Origin of the sequence: Tardiphaga sp. vice154 (genome assembly GCF_007018645.1) — a bacterium.
Taxonomy (GTDB): domain Bacteria; phylum Pseudomonadota; class Alphaproteobacteria; order Rhizobiales; family Xanthobacteraceae; genus Tardiphaga.
On the sequence record NZ_CP041399.1, the window covers coordinates 1,359,834 to 1,386,531 of the forward strand.

The 26,698-nt window shown below is 57.6% G+C and carries 14 protein-coding genes, 1 tRNA gene and 1 pseudogene; 4 read left to right on the plus strand and 12 right to left on the minus strand.

All coding sequences use genetic code 11. The features are described 5' to 3' along the window. Positions 1-11 precede the first annotated feature (11 nt). The 6 genes from bcsN to bcsS form a co-directional block, all read right to left on the minus strand. A complete protein-coding gene (bcsN, locus tag FIU28_RS06405) occupies positions 12-914 on the minus strand; it encodes a cellulose biosynthesis protein BcsN (RefSeq protein WP_143572166.1) in 903 nt (300 codons plus the stop codon). A 15-nt stretch (positions 915-929) separates the two neighbouring features. Next, positions 930-2,903, minus strand: coding sequence for a hypothetical protein (locus tag FIU28_RS06410; RefSeq protein ID WP_143572167.1), 1,974 nt, complete (start codon positions 2,901-2,903; stop codon positions 930-932). Next, entirely contained in the window at positions 2,888-4,021 is a 1,134-nt protein-coding gene (locus tag FIU28_RS06415) for a glycosyl hydrolase family 8 (protein ID WP_143572168.1), read from the minus strand. The genes FIU28_RS06410 and FIU28_RS06415 overlap by 16 nt, the downstream gene beginning before the upstream one ends. After that, a complete protein-coding gene (locus tag FIU28_RS06420; protein ID WP_168209934.1) occupies positions 4,018-6,468 on the minus strand; it encodes a cellulose biosynthesis cyclic di-GMP-binding regulatory protein BcsB in 2,451 nt (816 codons plus the stop codon). Before FIU28_RS06420 ends, FIU28_RS06415 begins: the two co-directional genes overlap by 4 nt. Then, the gene (bcsA, locus tag FIU28_RS06425; RefSeq protein ID WP_143572170.1) at positions 6,468-8,927 is read right to left on the minus strand and encodes a UDP-forming cellulose synthase catalytic subunit; all 2,460 of its coding nucleotides are present in this window, start codon (positions 8,925-8,927) and stop codon (positions 6,468-6,470) included. Before bcsA ends, FIU28_RS06420 begins: the two co-directional genes overlap by 1 nt. 67 nt (positions 8,928-8,994) lie before the next feature. Beyond that, complete coding sequence (gene bcsS, locus FIU28_RS06430; protein WP_143572171.1) at positions 8,995-9,774, minus strand: cellulose biosynthesis protein BcsS; 780 nt, start codon at positions 9,772-9,774, stop codon at positions 8,995-8,997. A 411-nt stretch (positions 9,775-10,185) separates the two neighbouring features. Here bcsS and FIU28_RS06435 point away from each other — a divergent pair. Next, positions 10,186-10,613 (plus strand): annotated as a pseudogene (locus FIU28_RS06435) (IS3 family transposase); the annotation flags it as partial. 70 nt (positions 10,614-10,683) lie between these two features. On the opposite strand, the gene FIU28_RS06440 reads toward FIU28_RS06435, so the two are convergent. From FIU28_RS06440 to FIU28_RS06450, 3 genes are all read right to left on the minus strand, one after another. Next, a complete protein-coding gene (locus FIU28_RS06440) occupies positions 10,684-11,958 on the minus strand; it encodes a GGDEF domain-containing response regulator (protein ID WP_168209935.1) in 1,275 nt (424 codons plus the stop codon). Positions 11,959-12,023: 65 nt separating this feature from the next. Beyond that, positions 12,024-15,821 carry a PAS domain S-box protein gene (locus FIU28_RS06445; protein ID WP_143572173.1) on the minus strand — a complete coding sequence of 1,266 codons (3,798 nt, stop codon included), beginning with the start codon at positions 15,819-15,821 and terminating at the stop codon, positions 12,024-12,026. A 1,014-nt stretch (positions 15,822-16,835) separates the two neighbouring features. Next, positions 16,836-19,343, minus strand: a complete 2,508-nt coding sequence (locus tag FIU28_RS06450) for a GAF domain-containing hybrid sensor histidine kinase/response regulator (RefSeq protein WP_143572174.1) — start codon at positions 19,341-19,343, stop codon at positions 16,836-16,838. A 1,040-nt stretch (positions 19,344-20,383) separates the two neighbouring features. Here FIU28_RS06450 and FIU28_RS06455 point away from each other — a divergent pair. Then, the gene (locus FIU28_RS06455) at positions 20,384-21,067 is read left to right on the plus strand and encodes a LuxR C-terminal-related transcriptional regulator (RefSeq protein ID WP_143572175.1); all 684 of its coding nucleotides are present in this window, start codon (positions 20,384-20,386) and stop codon (positions 21,065-21,067) included. Positions 21,068-21,183: 116 nt separating this feature from the next. Here the strand turns inward: FIU28_RS06455 and FIU28_RS06460 are convergent, their stop codons facing one another. Beyond that, a complete protein-coding gene (locus FIU28_RS06460) occupies positions 21,184-21,618 on the minus strand; it encodes a response regulator (RefSeq protein WP_143572176.1) in 435 nt (144 codons plus the stop codon). Positions 21,619-22,030: 412 nt separating this feature from the next. Between FIU28_RS06460 and FIU28_RS06465 the strand changes: the two genes are divergently transcribed. After that, on the plus strand, positions 22,031-22,402 hold the full coding sequence (locus FIU28_RS06465; protein ID WP_143572177.1) for a hypothetical protein: 372 nt from the start codon (positions 22,031-22,033) through the stop codon (positions 22,400-22,402). A 136-nt stretch (positions 22,403-22,538) separates the two neighbouring features. Then, positions 22,539-25,397, plus strand: a complete 2,859-nt coding sequence (locus tag FIU28_RS06470; protein ID WP_143572178.1) for an ATP-binding protein — start codon at positions 22,539-22,541, stop codon at positions 25,395-25,397. Positions 25,398-25,972: 575 nt separating this feature from the next. Here FIU28_RS06470 and FIU28_RS06475 read toward each other — a convergent pair. Further along, positions 25,973-26,049 (minus strand) — tRNA-Met (locus tag FIU28_RS06475). Positions 26,050-26,184: 135 nt separating this feature from the next. Next, positions 26,185-26,691: a VOC family protein gene (locus tag FIU28_RS06480; protein ID WP_143572179.1), complete on the minus strand. Its 507-nt coding sequence runs from the start codon at positions 26,689-26,691 to the stop codon at positions 26,185-26,187. Between the last annotated feature and the right edge of the window lie 7 nt (positions 26,692-26,698).

A 26,698-nucleotide genomic window follows, 5' to 3' on the forward strand; every position in this document is an offset into this window, starting at 1 on the left:
GAGGTTTCCTCTTATTTGCTTTGGGTTGAGCCACTTGCTGCCGGCCCCCGATAGGCGGCGGCAGGCAAGCTTGTGTCGAGCGGTTGTTCCGCGCCGCCCTGGGTGCTGGGTGGGATAAGATCGACGAGTGGCTGTGAAACTTCGGCGCGAGCCATGCGTCTGACGGGCGCTGTGGGCTGAACGTGCCTGCCCTTATGATGCACGACGGAACGTGCGTCCTTCTGTGCCAGGTGCTTCGGCGACTGCGCGACCGACACGCTTTCCACCTCCCGCGCTTCCGCCTGTGCGGGATCGAGACTCAACTGGTCAACCATTCCTGCAAGCAAATCCAGCGTACCGCCATTTCTGCAAAGCCTGATACGGATAGAGGCAGGATTGGGCGTCTCGAGGGCGCGGGCTATTTTAAGATCGTCGATCCATTGCCATGCGTAAATGCAACGGGAGCCATTTTCCCAACGGCCGACGGCCAGCCCATACGGACCGTAATCGTTGCCGTGCGGTTGCTTGACGACCTGCATCGCCATTCGGGGGAACTGCGTCAAAAGCTCGGCGCGAATGCTCGCTTCGGTCGGCTTCGCCACGTTGATGGGCTGGTCAAGCACGGCCCGGTTCGAGGTCCGGATCCGTATATCGATCATGCTTGGGCCGAGGCCAGCGACGCGGCTATCGAGTTCGATCTGCTGATGGATGCCATCGGAAGAGCCGGTCCGCGATACGCGCACGACCCGGCCCGCGTCGGCCGGAAGTCTCGCAAATGCCGACTGTTGAGCCTTTTCAGCACTGGCATTGCTTTCGCGGACTGTCGTTGCAGCAAGCCTGTCGAGTTCGTCGAAAGACAACTTCTTGCGGTCGCCGGACTGCGAGCAACCGCACAGAACAGCAGCAATCAAACAAGCTATAAAAACGCGTATCATGACAGTACCAATGTTTCAGGGATGGAAACGAGATGGAGCGCTACCGCCGGGGGGTGAGGCGTCGCTGGCCGACGAAGCAGCGCCCGGGCGTGCCGCCGTGGCCACGCGGGAAGTGTCGGTCGCGAGTGCCGTATGCTCGGCGTACCAGACCGTCCCGATCGGCGCCTGCGCGTCGATATTTGCTGACAGGTTTGGTTGATCCGTCCCGTTCCAGGCGCTTTGTAGTTTCAGACCATATTTTTCGTATGGCAAGACGCCCACGCCGGGAACGCGTCTGGCGACGGTGACGGCGGCAAACACACCGCGTTCCCGCCACTCTGTCACCATGCTGCTGATTCCGCGAAACGTCTCTGCTGTGGGAAACCTGAGCGGATTTTCCGGCGCGACCGCGATCGGAAAGTCCGACCTTCTGATTTGTGGAACGTTGTTGGCAACTTCAACTGAAAGCACGGGTGGCCCCGGAACGGCTTGGCCTAGACGACCTTGCTGAAGCATCCGGCCCTTTGAGTTTCCACTGTTGCTTAGATCGAGGAATTCAGCGGACCTAGCCGCGACGCCAGTCTTCGCCGGCGCAGGGCCATCACAAGGGCTTGCCGGTTCGGCGCCCTGCTCGGGGAAAAGCAGCGTTAGAACTTTCGGAAACAATCCGTCATACCGATTCACGATCTCGACGAATTCCTGTTGACGCTTGAGTCGCCGCAAGGTCAGCGCGTATCCGAATACGGTCGTCTCCTTCGGAAACCATGCGACAGCTCGTCGGAACCAGTCGCTGGAGATCTCAAACTGGCAGGAATTGTAGGCATACCATGCCAAGGCCTGGGCGCCCTCTCCCGACGACGTCTGCGTCGTCACCGCTGCGAAGCGTGACAGACGGTCAGCTTCGAACCGCACGGGGGCGGCGCGCGTCAGTTGATCCGCCATGATGTCAATGAACAGAATCATGTTCGTTGCAGACGGTTCACGCCATGCGTATGCAACTTCCTCGGCCTCGCGCAATTGACCAAGCTTCCTCAGTGTATGCGCCAATCCGTGAGCCATCGTCGCGTCGCCGCCCTGCGCGATCGCAGTCTTGAACCATTCCAGCGCCTCATAGAGGTCTCCCCTCTTGAGGGCGTACCACGCGACGAGCCCGGCTTGGTTGGCATCTGCGGCGGCGCGCGCGTAGTTCCGGAATGCAGTCAGATCGGCAACCGACACGTTATTCGCCGGTTGATCGTGAAGGAAGGCGCCAATCCGTGCGCGCGTGATATCGATACCAAGCGAAGAAAACTCGCTTTCGCCGTTCGTGTCGGTCCGCGCCATTGCGATCAGACGTTCGGCATCGATCATAGGTAGCAAGGAAATCGCCCGCTGTACGGTGGCGAATCGTTCCTGCGATTCAGATCGGGTGCGCAATACCAGCGTCAGTATGTTGAGGGCGTCCTCGGGACGCTTCGTGCGGGCGTAGACCTCGGCGATATCCCAGAGAGTTTCGACATCCCCGGTGTCGGGCCCAAAGTCTCCGCGGTCAGCAGCGGCCGCCGCGGTCGCCCAGCGTCCCATTAGTTTGTTGGCTATGATTTCCTTCCGCAGTTCCTTGCGGCGAAATTTTTTGGCGAGATCTGTGGATGGCGTCCAGCCCGGTTCTCTGGTTCGACGGGCCTCGATCGCCTTGTGAAGTCCCTCCAGATTGTCCGAGGCGTACAATTCCCAAAGTTCGTTCTCGTTCTCACTGCTCGGGCGTGCGGTCCAGAGATCGGCGGGCGCCCGCCAGTTAGGATAGTTGCGTTGCAAACGGCGAATCTCAACATCGACGCGCTCCTTTTGCTTGCGCGAGGCATAGTAGCGCAGAGCAGATTCATCGACCGGTTGTCCCCCGGACCGGGCAACCGGCGTCAGGCCCGCAGCCTTCCTTGCGTCCAGATCCCGAGGTGCATCCGCGCTCCACGCCAAGTTTCCCAGAACATCGCAAACGAGCATAGCGCTCGCCAAAATCAGCCGCGCAGACATGACGGAAACCTCGTATGGACAGCGACTTGGGCGAGCATATGCAGGGTCACTGGGTAATAGTTTTCCGAGATCCGAACATTTCGGAACCCGGCCGGCAATCGCGTTCCCTTCGCCGCGCAAGCGGTCAGGTCCGCAATCGCCGAATAGCCACTTTCGCTGAATGAAGCGACAGTACGGCCATCGCCGGCATCGACGATCGGAAGTCCGTGCGCGGATCGTGCGTTCCATAACGCGATAAAAGGCGCATAGTCGCTTTCGGTGCCGATACCTGCCCAAGCGAGATAGAGCGGGATTCGGATTGCGTTATAAGAAAACGTCGCCGCCAGCCCCTGGGCAGGGCGCAGTTCGGCGTCGCGGGCGCTCAGCCATTCGGCGGGGAGTTTTGACTTGCTGGAACGGGAGGCCGCCAGAATCTTCATTCCAGCGCCGGTAATGGCGTCCCAGTCGATCTCCGGCGCTACCGACGCCAGCCGGTCCAACGCGGGAAATACCCAATAGGAAAGATTGACAATGGGGCCGTCGCTGCGGTCTTCGACGGCAAATCCCGAGACGGCCGGCAGCAGCAACGGTCCGAACGAAGTACGCATCAGGATCAGCTTGCGGCCGAGTTCGACTGCAATACGACGGCTTGCGACCCGGTATCCCGCATCGGACCAAGTGATTGCTGCCTCGGCCAGCGCCCATGCAATGAGCAGATCGCCATCGGAAGCATTATTCATGTCCGCGACCGCGGGCCTCGCGTCCGGCTCCCAGCGCCAGGCCATGAGTTGATCGCCTCGCACCATTAAGTTGGCGCGCGTCCAGCCCCAGATTCGTTCAAACGCTTCGCGATCGTTTGCAGCGACCGCCAGCAGCAAGCCATAGCCTTGTCCTTCACTGTGGCTGACGCGACCATTGCCGGTATCGACGATGCGGCCCTGCTCGGTCACAAATCGTTTTTTGTAGCTTCGCCAAAGTGTCTGATCGCTCAAGGCCCCGGCCAGTCGAGGCGCGACCTGCTGTGCCGCCGTCAGCAATCGGCCCGTATTGTCGTCAGCCCGCACTGGTATGGCGCCGCCGATTGTCACCCAGACGGCGAGAGCCGAGAGTCCTCGAAAAATTGCTGCAAACCGCATCATCCATTACTCCGGCCGCTGTGGCGTATCAGTGTCAAAGTCACAGCTGCCAGCAAGGAGGCGAGCAGCAAGGCGATCAGAAGGTAGGCGCCGGGGTTGAGGGAAAACCATCCGGCCGCGACGAGGCCGGCATTACGCAACATGAACGGCTGCGTCGCGACATAGCGCAGCGTCGAAGCCTCGGTCGATTCCAGCAGATTTCCGCGGCGATCCAGCACCGACATTCTTCCGCGTAGCCTCGACCAGCGTTGCGGATCGACCACCCGCTCTACGGTCTGCATGAGATCCGCGGATGAAGGCGCAGTAACTATTGTGACGAGTTCATTGTCGCTGGCTGTAAGATACCCCTGAGCGATGATCAGGGATGCAAGGGGATCAATTTGGTCCAGATTTCCTGTCGAACTCTTCAACGAAGAAAATAGTCCCTGCGCATAACGACCCGTGTTCGTCATCAAGGCCGCCGCAGTCTGTCGAATCCAGTTCCACGCGGAGCGCTGGGAAATCATTGCAGCCCAGCGGTCGCCAACATCATCCGGCAGGGCGCCAGTTACCAGCTCGCCTTCGTAATCGACGGGCGAGTTGCTTTCGCTTGGTCGGACAACGGTAGGCAGGACGTCACCATTGCGAGTCTCCCCGCGTATGCTCTCTGAAGCATGGACGCGATCTGCCCATCCCCGGCGCACCAGGTCCGGATGCAGGCCGATAGCCTTCATGACGATCGGATCGAGCGCGCGCGCAGGCGCTACCATCAAGGTATGCGAAATCGGTTTGCCGGTGGCCTCGATCTTGACCGCAAAGGGTATCAAGGTTTCTGCAGCTGCAGCCATACGAACGGCTAGCGTCACAGCCGCCGACAGGGACTCTCGATTTGGCAAAGGGACATAAAGGTTAGGCTGTGCCGCCGCTTGCGCGTAAGGGAAACCGGACGCTGCGGTTGGCGTCAAATCCGGAAGGCGTCCGGACCGCGCGATTGCCGGAAAGCGTATTTCGGTACTCGATAGCAACAGGAAGCGCTTTGAGTTGCGCGTTGCAAGTGCGCCCGCGTCGCATGCCACGTCGGACTTGTTAGGTACTTGCGCCAGGATCTCGATGCGGTTGGCGCCGGGTCGCAGGAAACCGAGCGGAACCAGGATCTCGTTATGGCGAAAAACATCGCCTGAGGGATTGGGCAATCCGACGCTGGCAGCATCTCTTCCGTTCACAGCGACCATGACCTGCGATTCCGCGCTCAGGCCCGCCGCATATCCACCCGCGAGATCGATCGTGAGCTTAGCATAATCCGCCGGAATGAAATCAGCGGGCATTGCGACATCCAGCGCGGTGCGAAAGGAACGACCGGAGAACTCGACGTTGGAGATTCCGACGTCGCCCAGGCGAATATGTTCTCCGCCATAGATCTTCAATCCCGATTGGTTGGCCGCCGCGCGCAGCCCTGACGGCGTGCCGATCGGTTCTGAGGAGGCCAGGCTCGAAAGTTGCACGATGGCGGCGGCAACATCCGCCTCGGTGAATCCTGTCACGACCAATGTTGGAGCGTCCTGGATCTGACCGGAAAGAAAAAATATTGACGGCCCTCCGTTCGATTCTTGATCCGCCGGGAAATTCACCGCACTCGCGATCTCGGAGCGCGTGCCGACAATCAGCTTTACGCCGTCCCGCAAGCCGCTGCTCGTCGTGAAACGAATGATGGGCGAACGGAACTGGCCGACCAGGGCGATAGCCTGCGATGCCAGCAGCACTTGTTCGATTCGTTGCAGTTTGAGACGTTCGGCAAAAACTACGTCGATCGGTAGCATACCGTCCGCCCGCGGGCGTAGCGCAGCCAGGTCGTTCAGATCGGGGGGGGCCTGCCGTTCTGGCCGGATACTGATCAAGCCAGTCTGCTGAGGGATAACTTCGGTCCATAATTCGTAGGTCGCATCCAGCGCGCAGTCCACGCCGTGTCGCTGCTCGACGGAAATACGCACGGCATTGAACCCGCGACGAAGAACACCCGGCGGAATATCGAATTCGGCTGGCTTTGCATTTAAAGGCGAGGCGATGCCAATCCGAGCAATCACGATCTCGTTTATAGAAAGCGTGAGAGTAGACAGCTGCGGCAACAGGGTCGCCGACGGCCGGTAGCCGATCCGGAAACGTTGTGCACTTCCGGCTTCATCAGCGGTAAGATAAAGCGGCCATTGCAGCCAACCGGTTTCGCCCTCGATCCGCCAACCGCCCAGCGCGGCCGGCATATGGTGAACCGGGTCAGCCGGCTCCGGCGAAGAGGTTGCCGGTGCCGCCAGCACCCTTGTTCCGACGACAGCTCGCGCGGTATCGAGCACCATAGACGACGGTGCGACGATGCTAGGCCGTGCGCCGATAGGCTGCGTCTGCGCCGACGCGCATGCCGCCGTCGCCACAAGCAAGGCCAAGGCGGAAAGGGATCGACAGAAAATCGTGAACGCCATCATGCCACCTGGAGGGTGCGATCGGTTTTGCCGATCTGTGTCTTGAGTGAAGCTGGTTCCGCCGCCGCGAGCTTAAGCACCAGATTTGCCCATTCGCCCGGGCGATCGACTGTCGGCTCACCCTGATCGGCTGTCAGCGGCAGTTGTCCGGGATGCCCCGTGGCGCCGGAGAGCAGCTGGATGCTTGTATCTGGCGCCGACACCACCGAAATGAGTTGCGGTTCGACGGCGTGAGTGGCGGATGATGACATAACAACCGGAGGCGCGATGGCACCGAAAAGTCTATAAGCGAGTGCAAGGCGCGCTACGCGGAAGGGGCCCTCTACGCTCCAGATCAGGAACTGAACCGTTCCTCTAAACAGGTCCATATGCCCACGCCGCCGCTCGAGAAAATTCGTGATGGCGGCGGCGTCGCCATACATCAGGTCGGCCAGCGACGAATAGTCGTGATAAGAAAGTCCTTTGAACGCGAGACCCAACGGTGCATCCGGCTCCGAACGCACGATCCTGACCGGCAGAGGAGCACTCGCTACGCAACCATCGAGTGGTTTCACCCTGAGTTCGCCCACAGCGCCGCGCTGCAGACTCGTGTTGTCGCCGTCAGCAACGTCAAATGCAGCAGCACAGCCGCCAGCCGATACATTCTCCACCGTCACGTCGATCGCGCGTGAGCCTACGCGAAGTTCGGCCGTGCGCTGTATCGGCAATCGCGGAAAACGATTGGCCTGCTTACGTTCGGCTACGGCACCGAGCGCGGCTCCCGCGATCACGAGATTGACCAAGGTCCAGAGACCGACGACCAGCATCAGACTCGTGACCCCAGGCTCGAATATATAGCGGTATCCCGCCGTCAGCACGCCGATCGCGAGGATAGCAAAGATTATCATGAGGGGAGGTGCAAGGCGCGACAGATGATCGCGGTCGAGCGACTGTCCCTTTGCCGTGACGTTGAACGTAGGCTTGCGCGGCGACGTCAGAACCGACAGGATAGCCTGCGTAAGGAATACGCCCTGTACGTATTCATACAATTCCGACATCCATGGCCACCGAACGCGGCCGTACAGATAATTCTGCAGCATTAAGTTTACGACGATATAGGTTGCGGTATAGGCAATCGCTTCGTCGATACTGGATACGAATATCTTCACGTCGAAAAAAATGTGCAGAAGCGGCGCCAGCATGAAAATCATGCGCGGCAGAGGAAACAGCCAGAACGTCATGCTGGAGAGATATGCCAGCCGTTGAATCAGTCGCAACCCCGGCTTTATTGCCGGATTCTTGAGCAGCATGATTTGAAACATGCCCTGGCACCAACGCGAGCGCTGGCCGATGAAGGAAGCAAAGGTTTCAGGCTGAAGTCCCGCGATCAATGGCTTGTCAACGTAGAGGCTGCTCCACCCCTTGGCGTGAAGTTCGAACGCCGTCTCGCAATCTTCTGTGATCGTGATACCGGAAAAGCCGTCCGTCTCATCCAATGCGGCACGACGCAGTAACGCTGCTGATCCGCAAAAGAATGATCCGTCCCATTTGTCGAGTCCCCGCTGGGTGATCGAGTAAAACATCTCGTTCTCGGACGGCATTCGGTCAAAGGTAGAAAGGTTCTTTTCGATCGGATCGGGGTTCAGGAAGACATGTGGCGTCTGTACTAGGAACAGTTTGTCGTCCTGCGCGAAATAGCCCACCGTCTCGCGCAGGAACTGGCGGAACGGGACGTGGTCGGCATCGAACACCGCAATTATTTCTGCATTGGAGGCCTTCAGGCCGGCATTGAGATTACCAGCCTTGGCATGCTCGTTGCTCTCCCGGGCCATATAATTGACGCCCAATTCCGTACAGAGTGCCTGAAGCGACGTGCGGCGGGCGCGCGCGCCGGCGGCAGAAGCCGGATTTTTATCGTTGCATTTCTGATCCGTGCCGCCATCGTCGAGCAACCAAACGGTAAATTTTTCCGCAGGATAATCCATTCGCCGGGCTGCACTCAGCGTCATGGCCAGGATTTCCTCGTCCTCGTTGTAGCTGGGCACGAAGACATCGACGCTCGGCAGCGCCTCGTCCGGCATCTCTGCCGGTCGCGACCGCGCCAGCGGATCTGCGTTGATGATGAGATTGATGGCAAGAAAGACAACGCAATAGAGTTCGGCGGCAAACAGGGTCGCGCCGATGCCCAGACTAACTGGTTCATTCCAGGACGGTAGCGTACTCGTCGCTCGCCAGTAAATGTACCGCAGCACCACCAGGCTGCCGAGCGTGAGGAATCCCATGCGGGCGAGACGGCCGGATCCTTTCCACCAGATGCCTGCCATGGCTAGTATTACAGTGATCGAAAGCAGGAGCTGCGTATCGACGCTGACGGGCTGGGCGAGCAGTAACACCATTGCAATTCCCGTTATCGCCCACACGAACCATCGCGCGAACGAAGCAACCCGGTGACGGAGGACGAGCGAACCTGAAACGTTCATCGAGGTACCTTGGACTGGATGGATATTAGACTGCCGCGCGTCAGCGCGTCGTGGCGAACACTGCAGGTCAATAGACGACGCGGGCGTCGAGAGTGCCGTATCCACCGCTGCGCCCGACCTTGTCGACGAGATACCCGCCCGACACGCCGAACTGAACGCCGCTGAATTTCATACCGGTGAGGTGCACGCCGATCCGCCATTGCCGGTAGAAATCGTCGCCGAGCGCGGAGAACTCAGGGCCCACATAGACTCCGGCGGCGGGAGCAACGCCCCAACGCAGTCGGGTATAGTAGGCATCGTAGTTCGTGGAATACGAGCCATAGCCGGCCAGCATCGTTCGCTCCGAAGGGGCGACATAGAATTCGGCGACTCCCTTAAAACCGAACTGCGTTCCGTTCGGCGCATGTCCCGGATCGGCATTGGAAAAGCGGGAGTCTCGGACATCTAGTCCGCCGTAAAAGGAATAAGAGGATTGTCCGCCTACCAGTTCGTACCCAGCAAGCAAGGCGCCCTCGACCTGGTCACCCCGTGTTCGGAGACCCGAACCCGCGGAGTCGAAAGTGTAGGTACCGATCAATCCGGTAGCACGAACCCGCGCCCCGCTTTTATCCAGCGAGCCCGGCGCGAAAGTAGCGGAAATAGCCGCGAAGCTCGAACCGGTTGACGTTGTGCTCGCTGAAGTGTCGACCGCAACGATCCAGCTCTCGTTTGGCTTCGCTGGTGTCGCACCAGTGTACCAGTCTGCGGCCTCGGCACTGCCGCACTGCATCAACGACATAAGCGCAATGGAAATTCCGCCGGACCGTCGTCGGTGGGTGGGGCTATGCGGAGCGCGCGCAAACAGCATGAACTTGATTCCTTCTTGCCGGTCTGCCGATCGCTTCGGTGGAGAATTGCGCGATCCGCTTGATCCGGATGGTGTGCCCGTATGACGCACGAGCGTCGTAAATGAATGCTTGATTTTGCCATTGGCGGTCGCGCGTCGAACGATCGAGCCTGAATGGTCAGATTTTTGGTCGCTCTTCTCGATCGTTGCGAATTCATCGCCATCATGCGCAAATGATGAGAGCGGCAGACGCGGATATTCGATCGGACTAGGCCAGTCGGATTATCAAGCGGGAAAAGTACATTAACGCGGCGTCAATCATGACCCGCGAAACTGAACGTATGAGGTTCTACAGCTAGAGCCGGGAGGCATCGCCGCCGCGGCGCAGGCGGGCCACGGGTGCCAAGGATTCACAACGGTGGGTCGCCATACGCAAAAGCCCTCTATATGTACCTGCTTGCAGAGGGTGTGTCGTGCGGGCTGCACCGGGTCGAACGATTGATGCGCCTACAAGCTCTCAGGGCGCGGCCGCGACGGCGTCGCCTTCCTCCTGATGGGTGTTGCGACGACCAGTTGAATCCGCCCAATACACCAGCGAGAAGTTCCAGCGATTGATGGCCGACCACGGCGTCGTCTGTTCAATGAGCCGGTCTGAAAATGTCTGGGACAACGCGGAGATGGACAGCTTCTTCTCGTCGTTGAAGACGGAGCGAACCGCGCGCAAGATCTACCGAACAAGGAATGACGCCAAGGCCGACGTGTTCGACTACATCGAATGCTTCTACAATCCGAAGCGTCGTCACTCGACCATCGGATATCTAAGCCCTATGGATTTCGAGCAAAGGGCCGGATTAGTTTAAGCCGGCGTCAACAGAACCGGGTGCAGCTCACCCCACGCATTTTGTCCAACGTGCATTTATGAAAAAAAGCTTACTCTGCACTCCCAATCATTTCCATATCGGCTGCCGCAAGTCGAACCCTGTTTCGCCCCTCACGTTTTGCTAAGTACAAGGCAGAATCTGCTCTCGCGATGCAGTTCTCCGGACTATCACTCGCCGCCGCACCCGCGACGCCGGCACTGAATGTCGCGGCGAAGGACTGGCCCGACGCATCGAATAGAAAATCGCCGAGCATAGTACGGATATTGTCAACGACCTTACCGGCAGCACAGGGCGGTGTATCCATCATCAAAATGCCGAATTCTTCTCCCCCATAGCGTCCAACGACGTCGGTGCGACGTAGCCGATTCGTTAGCAGGGTTGCCACCCCCCTTATGACCCTGTCGCCGACCGGATGACCATAACGATCATTGACGCTCTTGAAGTTGTCGATGTCGATCATGACAATACTTAGCGGACTTCCGGTTCGCCTCGACCGCTCGAATTCATGGATCAGTCTATCCTTGAATTGTCCGTGGTTGTATAGGCCGGTTAGGCTGTCGCGCTCGATCATTGAGCGTAGCGTTCTTGAGCGATCCGCCCTCAGCCGGACCAATGACACTAGATGTTTTGGATCAACGGGCTTGTTGATGAAGATGTCACCGCCGAACCTGCGTGCCGCCAATTGCCTGTCCAAGTCCTGCTCGGCAGACAGAAATACAATAGGCATAGCCATGTGCTGTCGTGATTGGCGCATCATTCTCGCAAGCTCTATTCCATCGACGCCAGGCATTTGAACATCCATCAGCACAAGGTCATGACTGGTGGCTTCAATAGCCGTAAGAGCTTCAACCGGATCGCTGACGATATAGACCGACATTCCAGCCGAACGGAGTATTTCCGCGTGCAGTTCAGCGGTAATGTGGTCGTCATCGACGATCAGGATTGATGCCGCCAGAACAGACCTCTCCGCAGCAAACTGCTTCAGCCAATCGCCAAGCTCGCCTATTTGCAGGGGCCGCTGCAGAATCGCCGTAATATCAGCGCGCGCCGCTGCAAGCCGGAAATCAAACGATGTATTCGACGCAACCAGGATTTTCGGAATGTGGGTCGGAATGGAAGCGCATAACTCAAACGATCGCTCGACGTTATCGCTGACGAGAACTGTAGTGACATTATTCCTTCCACAGGATCCTGCCCCGAAGTCGCCTTTGCCACCTCGAATTGCATTGAAGTTCATCTGCCGCACCACTGACAGCAACTCCTCAATGCCCTCGTCCCGCTCAAACACACAGACCAGCGGTAAAGTATCTTTTTCGTCGAGCATGTAGACCCGCCTTGGTTCGCCGGCCATAGCTGGCTTAATCTAGAGAGCTTTTCTCGCGTTCTCTTTCAAAGCTTGCTCGCCGCAGTTGTGCCCGCGCCAGGCTGGGCACAAAATCGGTTACGCACGAATTCGTCTACCTGCCTACACCTCCGAAGGACGTCGTTCAAACACCGATCAAGATCGCCGCCATTTTCACAGGCCTGTTCGAGATCTCTGGCGGAAGAAGAAAGGACGGTGAAACCCAGCATTCCTGCCGACGAAATAACGGTATGTGCATCCAACCCGATCTTCCTGTGATTTGCGGTGTCGCTGAAGCGACTTGCGAGATCCCGGACGAAGCGACGCGCGAGATCCGCTGCCTTTTCGGATCCGATCATATCAGCCAGCACGGAATACACATCCTCATCCAAGACACTGTCCGACAAGACGTGCGGTAGTTCGACCGCTGCGCTGTCAGCGCCGGCCGGTTGAGCAAGTATGCCGGCCTCTGGACCACCGCCAGCACGCCCCAATCCGACCCAGTGATTGATTGCGCGCCGAAGTTTGCCAGGGTCAAACGGCTTTCCTATATGGTCGCTCATGCCCGCGCGCCTGAAGTCCTCCAACTGATTGGTAAGTACCGCTGCAGTCATGGCAATAATCGGAATAGCTTCGTAGCAACTACCGAGAGCCCGGATACGGTTCGTTGCCTCCACGCCATCCATGATGGGCATCTGCACATCCATCAAAACAACATCGTACTTCTTTGCTCGCACGGCCTCGATGGCTGCGACGCCATTCTCCACGACGTCAACACGATGACCCCACTTCTCCAAGATCGCGACCGCAAGCTCCTGGTTCATCGGATTATCCTCAGCCAACAGAATGGAAGCAGGCGGATCGATCACGGCAGCCTCGTTTCCGTCGCCGACGTCTTCGCTGCTCAGAAGCGTATTGACCACTGGCAGATCGACAACAAACCAGAATTCCGATCCCTGTCCTTCGCCGCTGCTGAATCCGATCGTGCCGCCCATCAATTCGACGAGGCTTTGGCAAATGGAAAGTCCCAGACCCGTTCCGCCGAAGCTGCGAGATGTTGTGTTGTTAACCTGGCTGAATCGCTGAAAGATTCGCGGATACGCCTCGACCGGGATTCCGATGCCGGTATCCTTGACGCTTACTTTTAGTCGCGTGCAGACCGGATTGTCGCTTTCATTCACCGCGCCAATAACAATGGAACCATTGGTGGTGAATTTGAGCGCGTTCGACATCAAGTTCAAAATTATTTGGCGGAGCCTGGAATCGTCACCGAGAAGGGTCGTTGGCAAATCAGCCGCGAGTTCCACATTTATGGAGATGCCTTTCGCATCGGCGTCCCCTTGCAAGAGTTCGGCTGTATTCTCGATCAGCGATACCAGCGAGAATGGCCGGGGATCGAGCTCAAGTCGGTTCACCTCGAGTTTTGAAACGTCTAACACATCATTGACAATCGCTAGAAGCGTCTTGCTCGCGTTGTAGATGATGCGGACGTGTTTCTCGTTGGTGCCTTTCTCGATGCTGCCATTGGCGAGAATAAGCCGCGAAAACCCGATGATGCTATTGAGCGGCGTTCGTAATTCATGACTCATGGCTGCCAGAAATTCAGACTTTGTACGAGCCGCTGATTCTGCCGACTCCTTGGCTGCCTGAAGTTTCGCCTCGATCGCCTTTCTTGCCGAGATGTCCCGCATGGCCCCGAAGATTCCGGAAACTTCGCCCGTCTGCGGATCCTTAAGCACGCGCAATGTCGCCTCGGCCCAGATCCACCGGCCGTCGCGGTGACGTATTCGTTTGGCGACCGATTCCTGCTCCCGCTCTCCATTAAGCAATGAACGGTACACCTTCGCGACGCGTCCTGCGTCTTCCGGGTGTATCTGGTTGACCGGTTTCTCGCCGATCAGTTCGCTTTCCTGATAGCCTAGTACTTCCCGACAAGCCGGCGAGACGTAACGGCGTACCAGATCGAGATCGAGCTGGAATACCATGTCGGTGCTGTTCTCGGCCAGCATACGATAACGCGCTTCGCTTCCTTCCAGACGTCGCTCCGCTTCCCACATCGGGGTGACATCAGTCACCAAAACAAAAAAGCCTTGGACCCCGCCAGTATCTCCGAAATGCGGGATGTAGTTTGCCCAGGTATGACCGATAGTTCCGTCTGCCCTGGTCAGCGTGCGCTCGAAATTTTTCGCGTTTCCCGCAAGCGCCGCAAGGATATACGGCTCGTTCTTGACAAACAACGCCTCGCCCAGCAGCGACTGCATCGTCGTGCCGACCAGCGTCTCGGGGGCCCGACCAAACCACTCCAGATAGGCCTTGTTGGCAAAGCGGCAGCGCAAATTATTGTCCCAATAGGCCACCATGCTCGGAATTGCATCGATAATAGTTTTGAACTCAGACGCGCGCTCGATGACCTGGCGTTCCAGCGACCCGTTCAAGTTCTGAACTTCCCGCTGCGCTGCGACAAATTCGGTAATATCCCTGGCTGACGTTCCGATGCCAACGAGCCCGCCGTTTTCCACTTTCATTGGAAACAGGTTGACGACCATGTCCATCAGCCTGCCGTCCCGCGAGTGGCGTTGCGTGATCAACCGCAAGCCGACCTTGCTGTCCAGCACTTGTCGAAGAGCGTCTTTACTTTCGGACAGGAGATGCGGGGGAACGCCGACATCGAGCAATTGTTGGCCTACGGCTTCCTCGGCCTTGTAGCCGAACAGTTGCTCCGCAGCCGGGTTCCAGTCGGTAATCACGCCGCTCAAAGAGGTGCCAACAATGGCATCGCTTGAGCTTTCCACGATCGCAGCCAGACGCGACCGCTGCAACCAGGCCTCCTGACGTCGCCGCAGACCGGCGAAGTAGATATGGAGAAGGCCGGTTAGCAAAAGACCGCCGAGCAAGACTCCGGTAGCGATTAGTGCAGGATTAGGAAGATGCAGACGCGCAAAAAATAGCGGCAAAGCGCGCGTCTCCATCTCCCAATCCCTGCCAAAGACGCGGATCGGGATACGACGAAGATGTCCATCGGCCGTTGCCGGCTCACCGCTCGAGAAAAATGGACGCGATTCATTATAACTGCGATCACGTATCGAGAACGAAAACTGTCCTTGCGATATTTCAAAGCTGGCGACAACGTCGTCGATCACCAGCGGAGTGAAGGCCCATCCGATCGTCGCCGCGCGACGGTTCTCTGGATTATCGATCGACTGCTCGGGCCTATAGATCGGCAACATGAGCAAGAAACCGCGATCTTGCTGCCCAGACGCCTGAAGTAGGGTGATGGGCGCGGTGATGCGGGCTTCGCCGCTTTCCATGGAAGCGATCGCCGCAAGCTCACGGTTAGGCTCGGATGCGATATTGAACCCGATCGCCTCGTGATTGGATGCTTCGGGTTCGAGATATTGAATTACAAAGAGGTCGTCGTCGTGCTTGCCGACTTCGAGAATGGTGAACCCCGTCTCTCTCTCGCCCGCCGCCCGAGCTATGAAGGCATCCCTCGCATCCGCCTCAACGCGACGAACGAATCCAAATCCCCGGGAGCCGGCGAACTCTTTCGGCAGATCGCGAGTCTCGGCATAGCGCCTGAACTGCTGGCGCGATATCGAGTCGACACCGGATGCAACGATCGCACCACGTGCGCCGCGAAGGCCGAACTCGTAAATCTGAAGCTGGCGCACGAACTGCGACGCACCGCGGTCCGTCATTTCTTCAAATCGCGTTGACACCGTCCGCGCATTCCAGGAGCTGACCAGCACGGCGACAACCAAGCTTGCAACGATGCTCACAGCAAAGCCGCCGGCAAGGTCCCACCTCCCGAAGGCAGTCGAGAAGGATTTCGCAGTTCCGGCCATCGCTACCACTTCTATGCACCCTGGGTCCCGTGCGGCCGGTGTTCGCCCGACTCCGTAGCGAGACCGAAACAGGATACGAGGCGACGCTGGCGTCCAGCGGCCGGACCGAATCCGCATTGGCTGAATTATAACCGTGGACGCACCCACGACCACACAGAAACGTACATCATTCCATCGAAGCCGTGCTCAATGACCACGTTTCGCGCATCGGTTCCTTGCGCAACCTCTACCCGTCAGGTGAGCTGGCATACTGGAGTACCATATTGGTGCCGAGTTGCCAGCAAACTCGCGCGCGCCGTCGCGTGCCATCGGCGGAGATAACGAGCTCGAATTCTCGCGGCACCCCTAACGGTGCGTCAACGCGGAGACGAGCGCCACCGCCGGCCGGACCTGTGTCCGATAATGCTTGGCTCACAAACTTTGGGGTAGCGATCACGAACCAGCGTGATTGGATCGCAACCGTTTATAGATTCTACTTGATACCCTCGACCCATCGACGAAGTTCCGCCAATGCATTGTGGATTTCGATAGGCGAGTGGGCGTTTTTGAGAACCCTGACGAGTCTTATGCTTGCCGGAGATCCCGTCGCGATGGCATGCTGGCGGACGATTGACGCGGCGTAGGAAAGTCCCGCGAGCGATCCCTCTGTCTTCAGCAGGTCCGCGTAGGAGTTTAAGCCCTCAGGCGAACTCGAAGATCCCATCAGCTCATTCCCGGAAGCGTTACCCCAAAAGCAAGGACTTGCGCTCAAAGGGTGAGGTTGGATCAAGCAACGCGGGCAACGGCCGCCTCTTGACGGCAAACCTGCGATTGTTTCACGGAGAGTGATAGCCAAGGACCCTGCCTCCACACAATTAAGCTTTTCGATCTAGGTCTCAGGAAATCTCTCGGGTGCAAACGGCCGATCCCGGACAAGCGCCTGGCGACTATTCTTAATGGAACTGTCCCGACATGATGCCTTGTCCGCCCTGGTCTGGATGCCCACCGAGCCGAGCGGATATGCAGAGGATATCTCTATACGCCCGAGGCGGCTGAATTTTCGCCGTGCGCGGGTCCAACCCAGCGAGCGATAACGCTCACAATTTCCGCAAGCTTAAACGGCTTGCCAACGTGATCGTCCATGCCGGCATCCTTGAAAGCGATTATCTGCTTCGGGAGCACATTCGCGGTCATCGCGATAATTGGTACGGCACGGCTTTCGTGATCAGAGTTGCGAATTGCCCGCGTTGCCGTAAGGCCGTCCACAACAGGCATCTGAATATCCATAAAAACCAGGTCATAGCGGACGGACTGTATCATCTCGATCGCCTCCGCGCCGTTTGACGCGACATCAATCTGGTGCCCCAATCCCTCAAGAACCGCCTTGATTAATTCCTGATTGACTTCGAGATCCTCAACAAGAAGCAATTTGAGTTGGGTATGTCCGCTGTAGAGAGCTTTCGTCTCTTGCGGACGTAAGTGCGTAAATTCGGCGACGGGTAGACTTAACACAAACCAGAACGTCGAACCGCCTCCAGCGCGACTCTCCATTCCGATATCGCCTCCCATCGCTTCTACGATCTGTTTGCAGATGACAAGGCCCAGTCCCGACCCGCCAAACCGCCGTGTGATGGATCCGTCAATTTGACTGAACTGCTTGAACAAACCGGATTGGCGCGATGGTAAAATGCCAATGCCGCTATCCTCGACAAAAAAGCGGACGCGGACATGCTGATCCGACACGCTCTCGCAATCGACTCTTATCGACGCGAAGCCCGTGTCGGTAAATTTAACGGCGTTTCCCGCCAGGTTGAGCAAAACTTGCCGCAAGCGCTTTTCATCTCCGGTTACAAATTCCGGAAGGCCTTGTTGCAGTTCGAGACGAAGCTCTATGCCCTTCTGCTGCGCAATACCTGACAATATGTCGGCCACGCTCCCCACGAGCTCCGGGAGTGAGATGGGCGTAGCACTGAGTTTGATTTCTCCCGATTCCATCATCGAAAAGTCGAGAATATCATTGACCACCGTCAGCAACACCTCACCAGCCCGCTGGATCAGTCGGAGCCGGTGGCCGAGAATGTGGTCATCCTTATAACTATCGAGTATAAGGTCTGAAAAACCGATAATGCAGTTCAACGGTGTACGTATTTCATGGCTCATCCGGGCCAGAAACTCGCTCTTAACGGAGTTCGCCTGCTCCGCTTCCAACCGGGCTCGCGTCGCCTCAAGGCTCGCCGATATCAGCGCGGCCTCCGACAATCTGCGATCGGTAACGTCGAAGACCAGGCCCACCACGTTGGTCCGGCCGTCCGTAACATTGACATGGGCGCGGCCGAAGCTGTTCAGCCACTTGGTCGTTCCGTCAGGATGCGTGATCTGGAATTCGCCGGCGACTTCAGCTGCCAGATCGCTGGACGCGCGCCGAAGCTGTTGAATGATATTTGCACTATTCGTTTGGACAAGCGCCTGCCAACGGTCTAACGCAAGATCTACCGGCCCCAAGGAGTCGACTCCGTGCATAAGAGCGGCTTCCTTCGACAGGGTAAACTGTTGTGATCGCGGGTCGTAATCCCACCGTGCCGCCCCCGCCGCGTCCACCGCAATTTTAAGCAGATTGGTCGCTTCCTGAATCTCCTGCCGCTTCACGATGATGTTATTTACATCCAGAGCTGTGGTGATCCACTCGGAGACTGTCCCGTTTACGTAGAGCGGCGTGGAGACGATCTTGTGCCACAGGTATACGCCGTCGTGTCGCCGCAGCCGGCTTTCGTACGAAAAGTCCTGACCAGCCAAACGTGATTCGATGTGCTGTTGCTTCACGCGCTCGTAATCATCTGGAAAATGCACGATCACCGGTTCTTCGTCTTGAAGGCCGTCAGAGCCTTGAAAATCGCAAAATTGCTTGTTGACGAATGTAAGGCAGCCGTCCGCAGAATTGGAGACCCAGATCATTTGAGGAAGCGAAGCCGCGAGCGTACTGTAACGCGCTTCGCTTTCGTGGAAACGCCGTCTGTTGCTTTTCTGCTCAACAGCGAGCTTCTGCTGCCTCAGTTGCCCTACCACGATCATGGCGAATTCTTCGAGCTTCCGGCAATCAGCCGGCGTGAACGACCGCGGAGTGTAATCGATCAGACAAATGGTCCCGACGCGGATGCCGGGTTCAAGAGTGAGAGGTGCGCCGGCATAGAATCTGATGTAGGGCGCCCCGACCACAATCGGATTGTCTGAAAATCGTGGATCACACGTCGCATTCTCGATGACGAGTACATCGTCATGCTGGATTGCATGAGCACAGAACGATACATCGCGCGATGTTTCGGTTGCCTCAAACCCACACTTTGCTTTGAACCATTGTCGGTCTTGCTCGACCAGCGAGATCAACGTCGTCGGCACTGAAAAAAAGCTCTGCGCAAGTGAACATACCGCGTCAAAATGGCTCTCGGGCAAGGATTCAAAAACGTCCAGCGCGCGAAGCACAACCAGCCGCCGTGCCTCGTTGTCGACGTTCGCTTCGCTTGGTCCTGGTTCCGTTTCGAGAGTCATATTCGGTCCCTGCTATCTTTTCTCGAAGCTTCTTCTAGTCGACGGGAAAGCCTCGGTTGGAGGCGGGCTTACCTCTACCGCCGGATTGCAATCCAATCACTATCGATCTTGGCATGAAGCTCGGAAGATAATGTACTATGATTGTGCGGATAATAATTGCGATCTAGTCTAGGCCAATTGAACTAGACCGGCTATGCGTCCTTAAGTTCAGTGCTAATCGACCGGAGCGACCTTTAACGCCGAACATGCGCGTATACGGGGAACGGTAAACGCGGATTGCAGCAAGACTGCTATGGATGTCGGCCTGCCAGTCCACTCATGGAGCACTATGTGATTGCGCTGTTACGACATCAAACGTGTCCGCGCGTTCGGTCACGTGGGGTGACCTATGTCGTTTGGCTTACTGGTCAGGTATCGTTAACCTCATTAGGAACAGACGATGGTGATTTGACAGAGCCGATATGCCGTTCATCCAATTTGAGACCTCGGTCTGCCGTACGAGGTCTCCCGCACTGTATGCTCTGAACGTTGCGGATCTCACATAGCACCCCTGAGTAAACCTCTGCCGACATCGAGCAGCCGTAATGCCGGATGCAGTCGATGTGCGCAGCGGTGCGCTTTAGTCGCTCCGGACAATGATCGTTAGACCCCGGAGCTAGGCAAATGCGAAATTGAGACACGCGGAATTTCGCCATTAGCCGAACGACGGTCGGCAGCAGTGGCGGCTTAGTTCCTCCAAATAGAGGTCTGAAAACCGACTTTCCGCGCTCGCGGTGCTGAGAGGCGTTTCCCCGCAATTGATCCACCGACGATTCAAGCCGCGCCATCGGACTGATCGCATAGGAATCCGACTATCGATGATTCAGCAGGAGAATTCAACTGTTCCCGATTTCGAAACGGTTTAATTGACCAATAAGACCAGATACTTGACCGGATCAAGGTTGTTTATCGGCGAGCCTTCGAATCGTGCTACTGGTGGCACGGTTCGTTCAATATAATTCGTGGTTTACCGTCACTCTGATGTTGCGAAGAATTTTAGTATGACCGATCAAGTGGCAAGGGTAGCTCTCGTCGCTGACGACGACGAGTTTTTTCGTCTAGCGCTAAGCGGAATTCTGGATCGGCAACTCGGCTTTTCGCAGGTGATCGAGGTCGGATCCTTTGACGAAGCCATGGACCGGCTGGGGGACGGGGACCAAATCAGCCTCGCGTTGTTTGACTTGTCGATGCCTGGCATCATAAGTCCGGCCAATCTCTCGGCGGTGCGCGAATGCGCACCACAAACGAAGGTCGTTGTGGTTTCGGGATCCCGCGCACGACGCGATATTCTGGTCGCGCTGGAAGCGGGTGTTCATGGATACATTCCGAAATCTCTGGGCGCAGCGGAGCTTTTGCGCGCCCTCGAACATATCATGGGTGGAGCGATCTATGTCCCGTCATCGCTCGCTGAGCTTGATCCTGACCGGTCCATAGCGGAGGGGGACTCCACTGGAGCGGCACCGTTGGCGTCGCCATCGGAACTGCTCGGTACATTGACGCCACGACAGCACGAAGTGCTGAAGTTACTCGTACGCGGACATGCCAACAAGGAAATTGCTAGGGCTCTCAATCTTGGCGAAGGAACTGTCAAAATCCATGTCGCCGCTCTTTTGCGGAATTTGAAAGTTCAGAACCGATCTGCAGCAGCAGTTGCGGGGGCCCGCATAATTGGACTGCATGGCTGACGATGTGGCGGTCCATTCCGGTACCCTGACCAGCCGCTTTGGTGCAGCCCAGACCGGGCGGCGAGCACTGCACGTCTGGGATCGAGCAGTTCGTACCTTCCTTCCGTCGCGATTGTTTATATCGGGTTCGGCGATACAAGAGGCTCTTTCGAACAAGGCGAAGCTACTGCGCCTGACCGGCCGAGTCGCAGCAACGAAATCACTTCGCTCTTGAGTTTCGAAGGCGTGATGGGCTTGGTGAGAAATGTCACCACTCCCGCGTCGAGCAGTGCGCTGCATTCTTCGTCGAGAAACCGAGCGCTGATGAACGCCACCGGAGTATGCTGGATGCACGGGTTATTCCGCAGCCTTCCGAATAAGCTGATGCCGTCCTCTCGCGGCATGACAAGGTCAAGTATGATCAAGTTGAATGAAGCGCCCGACGCTGCGATCTCAATCGCCTCGGTGGCGTCGCTCGCGAAGACAACGTCGATTCCGAGCCCGTTCCGCAGGACGACGTCGGCGATCTCTCTCATAAAAGGATCGTCATCGACGAATAGAACTGACGTCATCGGTGCAATCCCCTGATCAACGTTGCGTGAGAGCTCCTGGAAGCCGAATTGGACTGAAATAGGCGGATCGCGCGAAGCTCGGATCTAGTCCCTGAGACATTCTTCTGACGCAGATTCCGGTGGTAACATTGGCCGCGCAAATACGCCGCCGACTGATTCGGCCCTAACTTATGTTAGCCGATCACACTTGGCGAGCCAACGTAGCACGGGCATCTCGCTACCCCCTACGTCGCTTGTGAGCAGGCGTTCGGCCTAGTCCGTTAGGATTAGGCCGAAAAATTGATAGCTCCTTCGGTCGAATCCCTAATCGATTTATTTATGATCGTTAAATATGATGCTCTCAAGCGACAGCTGCGGCTCCGAAGCAAACACTCTCCGCAAGATTGCGCGATAGAGACGAGGACACGCTCTCATGAACACGCATCCTGTTACTGGCGTCGCGCAAGAAGTGTCGCCCGAACTGAATGATTTGATCAAGATGCTGGGAAGCGAACGGGTAGTCGCACTGCTCTGCAAATTTCAGCTCGTTCTAGAGAACTCGTTGACGTGCGATCTCCGTAGCCACGCAGAAATCTCCATGCAGGCGCACAAGATGGTTGCGCAGGCCGGGATGCTCGGCTTCCATTCCCTGTCGAACGCGGCGCGAGAGCTGGAAGGCGCCGCAATGAAAGAGCTGAAACTCGACGAAGTTCACGGCATCGCCATCCGTGAACGGCAACGCGCGTTGGCCGAAATTCAGCAATTCAGAACCTTGCTGTCCAGCAGCCGGTCGTGTGTACCATGAGTTGCCCGCGTTGCTTGGAAGCACTCCTGTACGATTGGCGTCCGATTTTATCTTCTGCCGGCTGTGAAAGCCCCCCAGCCCACGGTACCGCAGCTCTAGCCGCACGACGCTTCGGTCCAGCAAAGGCCTTCTACCTTTGAAGCAAATTAGCCCCTTTGCCAGGTCCTCTGGCTTTATCGTCTTTGTCTCGCTCATTTGCGCTGCGATTCTCGCGCACGAAATCTACCGGAGTATTGAACGCCGGGCCGAGGTCATCGGGGACAGCCGGAAGGATACCGCAAACATCATGCGTTCGCTTGCGCAGCATGCGGCCGGGATGATGCGTACCGCCGATGCTATCCTGATTGGGGTTGTTGACGGGCTGGAGGATTCGGGCGGCATTATCGACGACGGAAAAACTGGCCCGAAATTGCGAGAGCTGATGGATCGCGTGCAGCAGATCGACGAGCTTGCGATTTTCGATCCGGAAGGTAACGGGTTCAGCACCAACGGCACGAAAACGATGCGGCTCAGCGCGCAGAGCAGCCCGAGTTTCACTTTTCACCGATCAGACCCTTCGCGAGAGATCTACGTCGGCGCGCCGATACGCAGTGCCCTGTCAAATTCCTGGGTTATTCCAATCTCGCGGCGACTGAGACGGCCGGATGGCGGCTTCTTGGGATTCGTCGCGGTGGGGATCAAGACGGCCGCGTTCCAGGACTTTTACGACCAGTTTGAGATCGGCCGCTCCGGCGCGATCCTGCTTGCGAGTAATGATGCGACACTGCTGGTCCGGCGTCCTTTCACCGAAAAGAACATCGGGAGAGATATGCGGAACTCTGTCATCTTTAGGGATCTACTGCCAAAATCGTCGGCCGGCGTAAAACAATTTCCCTCGACGACGGACGGCATCGTCCGCATCAACAGCTATCAGCGCGTCGAGGGCTATCCTCTCGTGGTCTCCGCCGCCTTGGCCACGTATGAGATTCTGGCGCCGTGGCGCCGAAGCGTCATTTATAGCCTGGCGAGAACATCTCTGCTTTGCGTGATCATTCTTCTCCTGGGCTGGGGCCTGCTCCGCCGCGAAAGGGAATTCAACCGACAGGCCGAACTGCTGAGGGCTACCATCGAGCGCATGCATGAAGGACTCATTGTGGTCGATAGGGACGACCGGATTTCGATCTGCAATCAGCAAGCGATCAATTTGCTCGGCCTTCCTCAGGCCTATTCGTCCTCCCGCCCCACCAGCGCGGAACTATTTGCCTATCAGGAGGGCAGAGGCGAGTTCGCCAACGTGTCCGAGGAGGTCCGCCAACGCCTCCGGCCACGAGTCAGTCAGGGCGCAGAGTATTCGTTCGAACGCACCCGCCCCGGCGGGGAGGTAATCGAAATCTACACGCGGCCCTTCGAGAGTGGAGGTGTGATCCGTACTTTCCGTGATGTTACCCTGAAAAAGAGGGCGGATCTGCAGATTTTCGAAAGCGAGCGCCGTTTCAGGTTACTGGCGGAGAACATGAGCGATGTAATCGTCATGCGGCGGGCCACCGACGGCGCCTGCATTTATGTTTCACCCTCTATCTTTCCGCTGCTCGGGTACACCGGCACCGAGTACGAGCAGCTTTCGGATCGTGACCTACTTCAAGACGAAGACCTTACCCTCAAACAGCATCTCGATCTTTCGTTGCATATGGCAGATGACCGGGTGACCTTCCTTTCCCAAATGAAACACAAGCAGGGTCACTGGGTCTGGGTCGATTCGGCATACTCGGTAGTGGACGGTGGCGATGGCGAAGAACGGCACGCGGTCGCGGTCATGAGGGACGTGACCCAGCGCCAGAATCAGGCAGCCGAGCTGATGGCGGCTAAGGTTGCGGCGGAAGCCGCGACGGCGGCAAAATCGCAATTTCTGGCTTCCATGAGCCACGAAGTCAGGACTCCCCTGAACGGCATTCTCGGCTATACAGATATTCTGCTGAACGACGACCGGTTGGAAGGCAAGCCGCGCCGGGAAGTGACCAAGATCCGGTCGGCGGGAAACGCCCTGCTCAGCGTCGTCAACGACATTCTCGATTTTTCGGAAATCGAGTCCGGCGGCGTTTTGATAGATCGCAGCGAATTCTCGCTAACCGAACTCATCGAATCCACGCTGGAAATCGTCGAGCCACTGACCACCGCGAAGGGGCTACATCTCGGTAGGAATATCGATCCATGCCTCGGGAAATACGTCTGGGGCGACGAAGGTCGTCTACGGCAGATTTTGCTGAATCTGCTCAACAACGCAGTCAAGTTCACCGAAGAAGGGAGCATCAGCATCTTGGTCGCCCGGCTGGCGGATGCAAATGGTTTCCAGACTGTGCGTTTCGAAATTTCCGATTCAGGAATAGGAATTCCGCAGGACAAGCGCGCCGGGTTGTTTGAACGTTTTTCGCAGATCGACAGTTCGGTTCGGCGTCGTTTCGGCGGGACTGGGCTTGGGCTTGCCATTTCCAAGCAGCTTGTGGAACTGATGGGGGGCGAGATCTCCTGCGAAAGCTCCGTAGGCAAGGGCTCGGTTTTTTCGTTTGCTCTGACACTCGAGGTGGCTTTTCCCCATCCGCTTACCCCTAAGGCGCCGGACGTCAGATCGGCGAGCGCAGATATGCACGTCCTGCTGGTGGAGGATATTGAGATGAACCGCGAGATTGCTCAGGCGATGATTGAGGCTGCCGGTTATTCGGTCGACGTTGCGGCGGACGGGAGCGCGGCGGTCGCTGCGATACAGTCCAAACATTACAATCTCGTTCTGATGGACATCCAAATGCCGGGCATGGATGGACTGACGGCAACCCGGCATATTCGTGCGGTCGATCATCCTGCGGGCAATGTTCCGATCGTCGCGATGACCGCGCACGTGATCCCGGCCGAGGTGGAGCGGTTTCTCGCCGCCGGGATGAACGATCACATTGGAAAGCCGTTCAAGCGCGAGGTCCTTTATGCCAAGCTGGCGCAGTGGTGCCGGCCACGTATAGCGGGCTGACGAACCAGAGGCATCACCGTGGACGGCCGCAACTGCTACGAGATGTCCGACAAGCTGCAAACCAACTACGCCACCTTGCGGTTCCAGGCGCCACAGGTAGCGCGGGAACAGGGAGTCTAACCTCGACACCGCTGTGCGATCGGCCAACGTCAGGATCTGACGGCGTCGTTTCTGACGAAGCTGCTGGAAAAGGACTGATTTCCAACGCCGGTCATGACAATGTCATCAGCCGTACGGTTGTTCAATGGTGTGCAATGAGCGCCGAATTCCTAGCACTGGCCGATCCGCGGCTTGCCACTATGCGGGCCACTGGTGAGCGCTCCGTTGATCAAGCAATGCATGTGACACCGAGGCAGCCCTCAGTTGTGTGCCTTTCGCTGCACCCGACAGGCCTTCACGTAGAGACGACAGGTTGACGAGACCAGTCGGCTGTGAAGTAGCCGTCGCCAGGGCCAACACCATCTCCAGCACCTCACGGGCCGTTGCCACGCCTCGACCAAGATCATGGCCATAAGGAAATTCGTGGTACGAAGCGTGGTACGAAATATGACAAATCTTAAAAGTGCAGGCGAATATGGTAGCGAGGAGTGGACTCGAACCACCGACCCCAGGATTATGATTCCCGTGCTCTAACCAACTGAGCTACCCCGCCACAGGTCCGCGGGGGCGAAACAAACCCCGGCGAATGCGCGGCATATAAGGAGGCGGGGGACTCGATGTCAAGCAAGTCCCCCGCGATTTCCGCGCTGTCGATACATACCCCGCTTGGGCAACAAAGATCGCCAAATCAGGCGCTTGGCCGCCCGGCGTCGATCCCGGCGCCGTCATAGGCGTTTTTCAGCGCCGCCAGGTCGAGCTTGACCATGCCCATCATCGCCGTCATCGCCCGCTTGGCGCCCTCGCCATGGCTGTCGGCGAGCATTTCGGTGAAGCCCTTTGGCACGATCTGCCAGGGTACGCCCCAACCATCGTTCAGCCAGCCGCACTGCACCGCTTTGCCGCCGTCGGCGATCAGGGCCTCCCACAGACGATCGACCTCGGCCTGGTCGTCGCAGTTGATGGTGAACGACACGGCGTTGCTGTAGGGCACCGCCTGGCCGCCATTCAGCCCGATGAAGCTTTGTCCCGCGAGCGTGAAGGCGACCACGAGCACGTCGCCGGCCTTGCCGGGCGGCGTGTCGAGCGGGCTGCGCTGGACCCGGTCGATCCGTGAATCCGGCAACAGCGAGACGTAGAACTGGGCGGCTTCCTCGGCCTCCTTGGCAAACCACAGGCAGGGGGCAATCTTCGACATCGGCGTT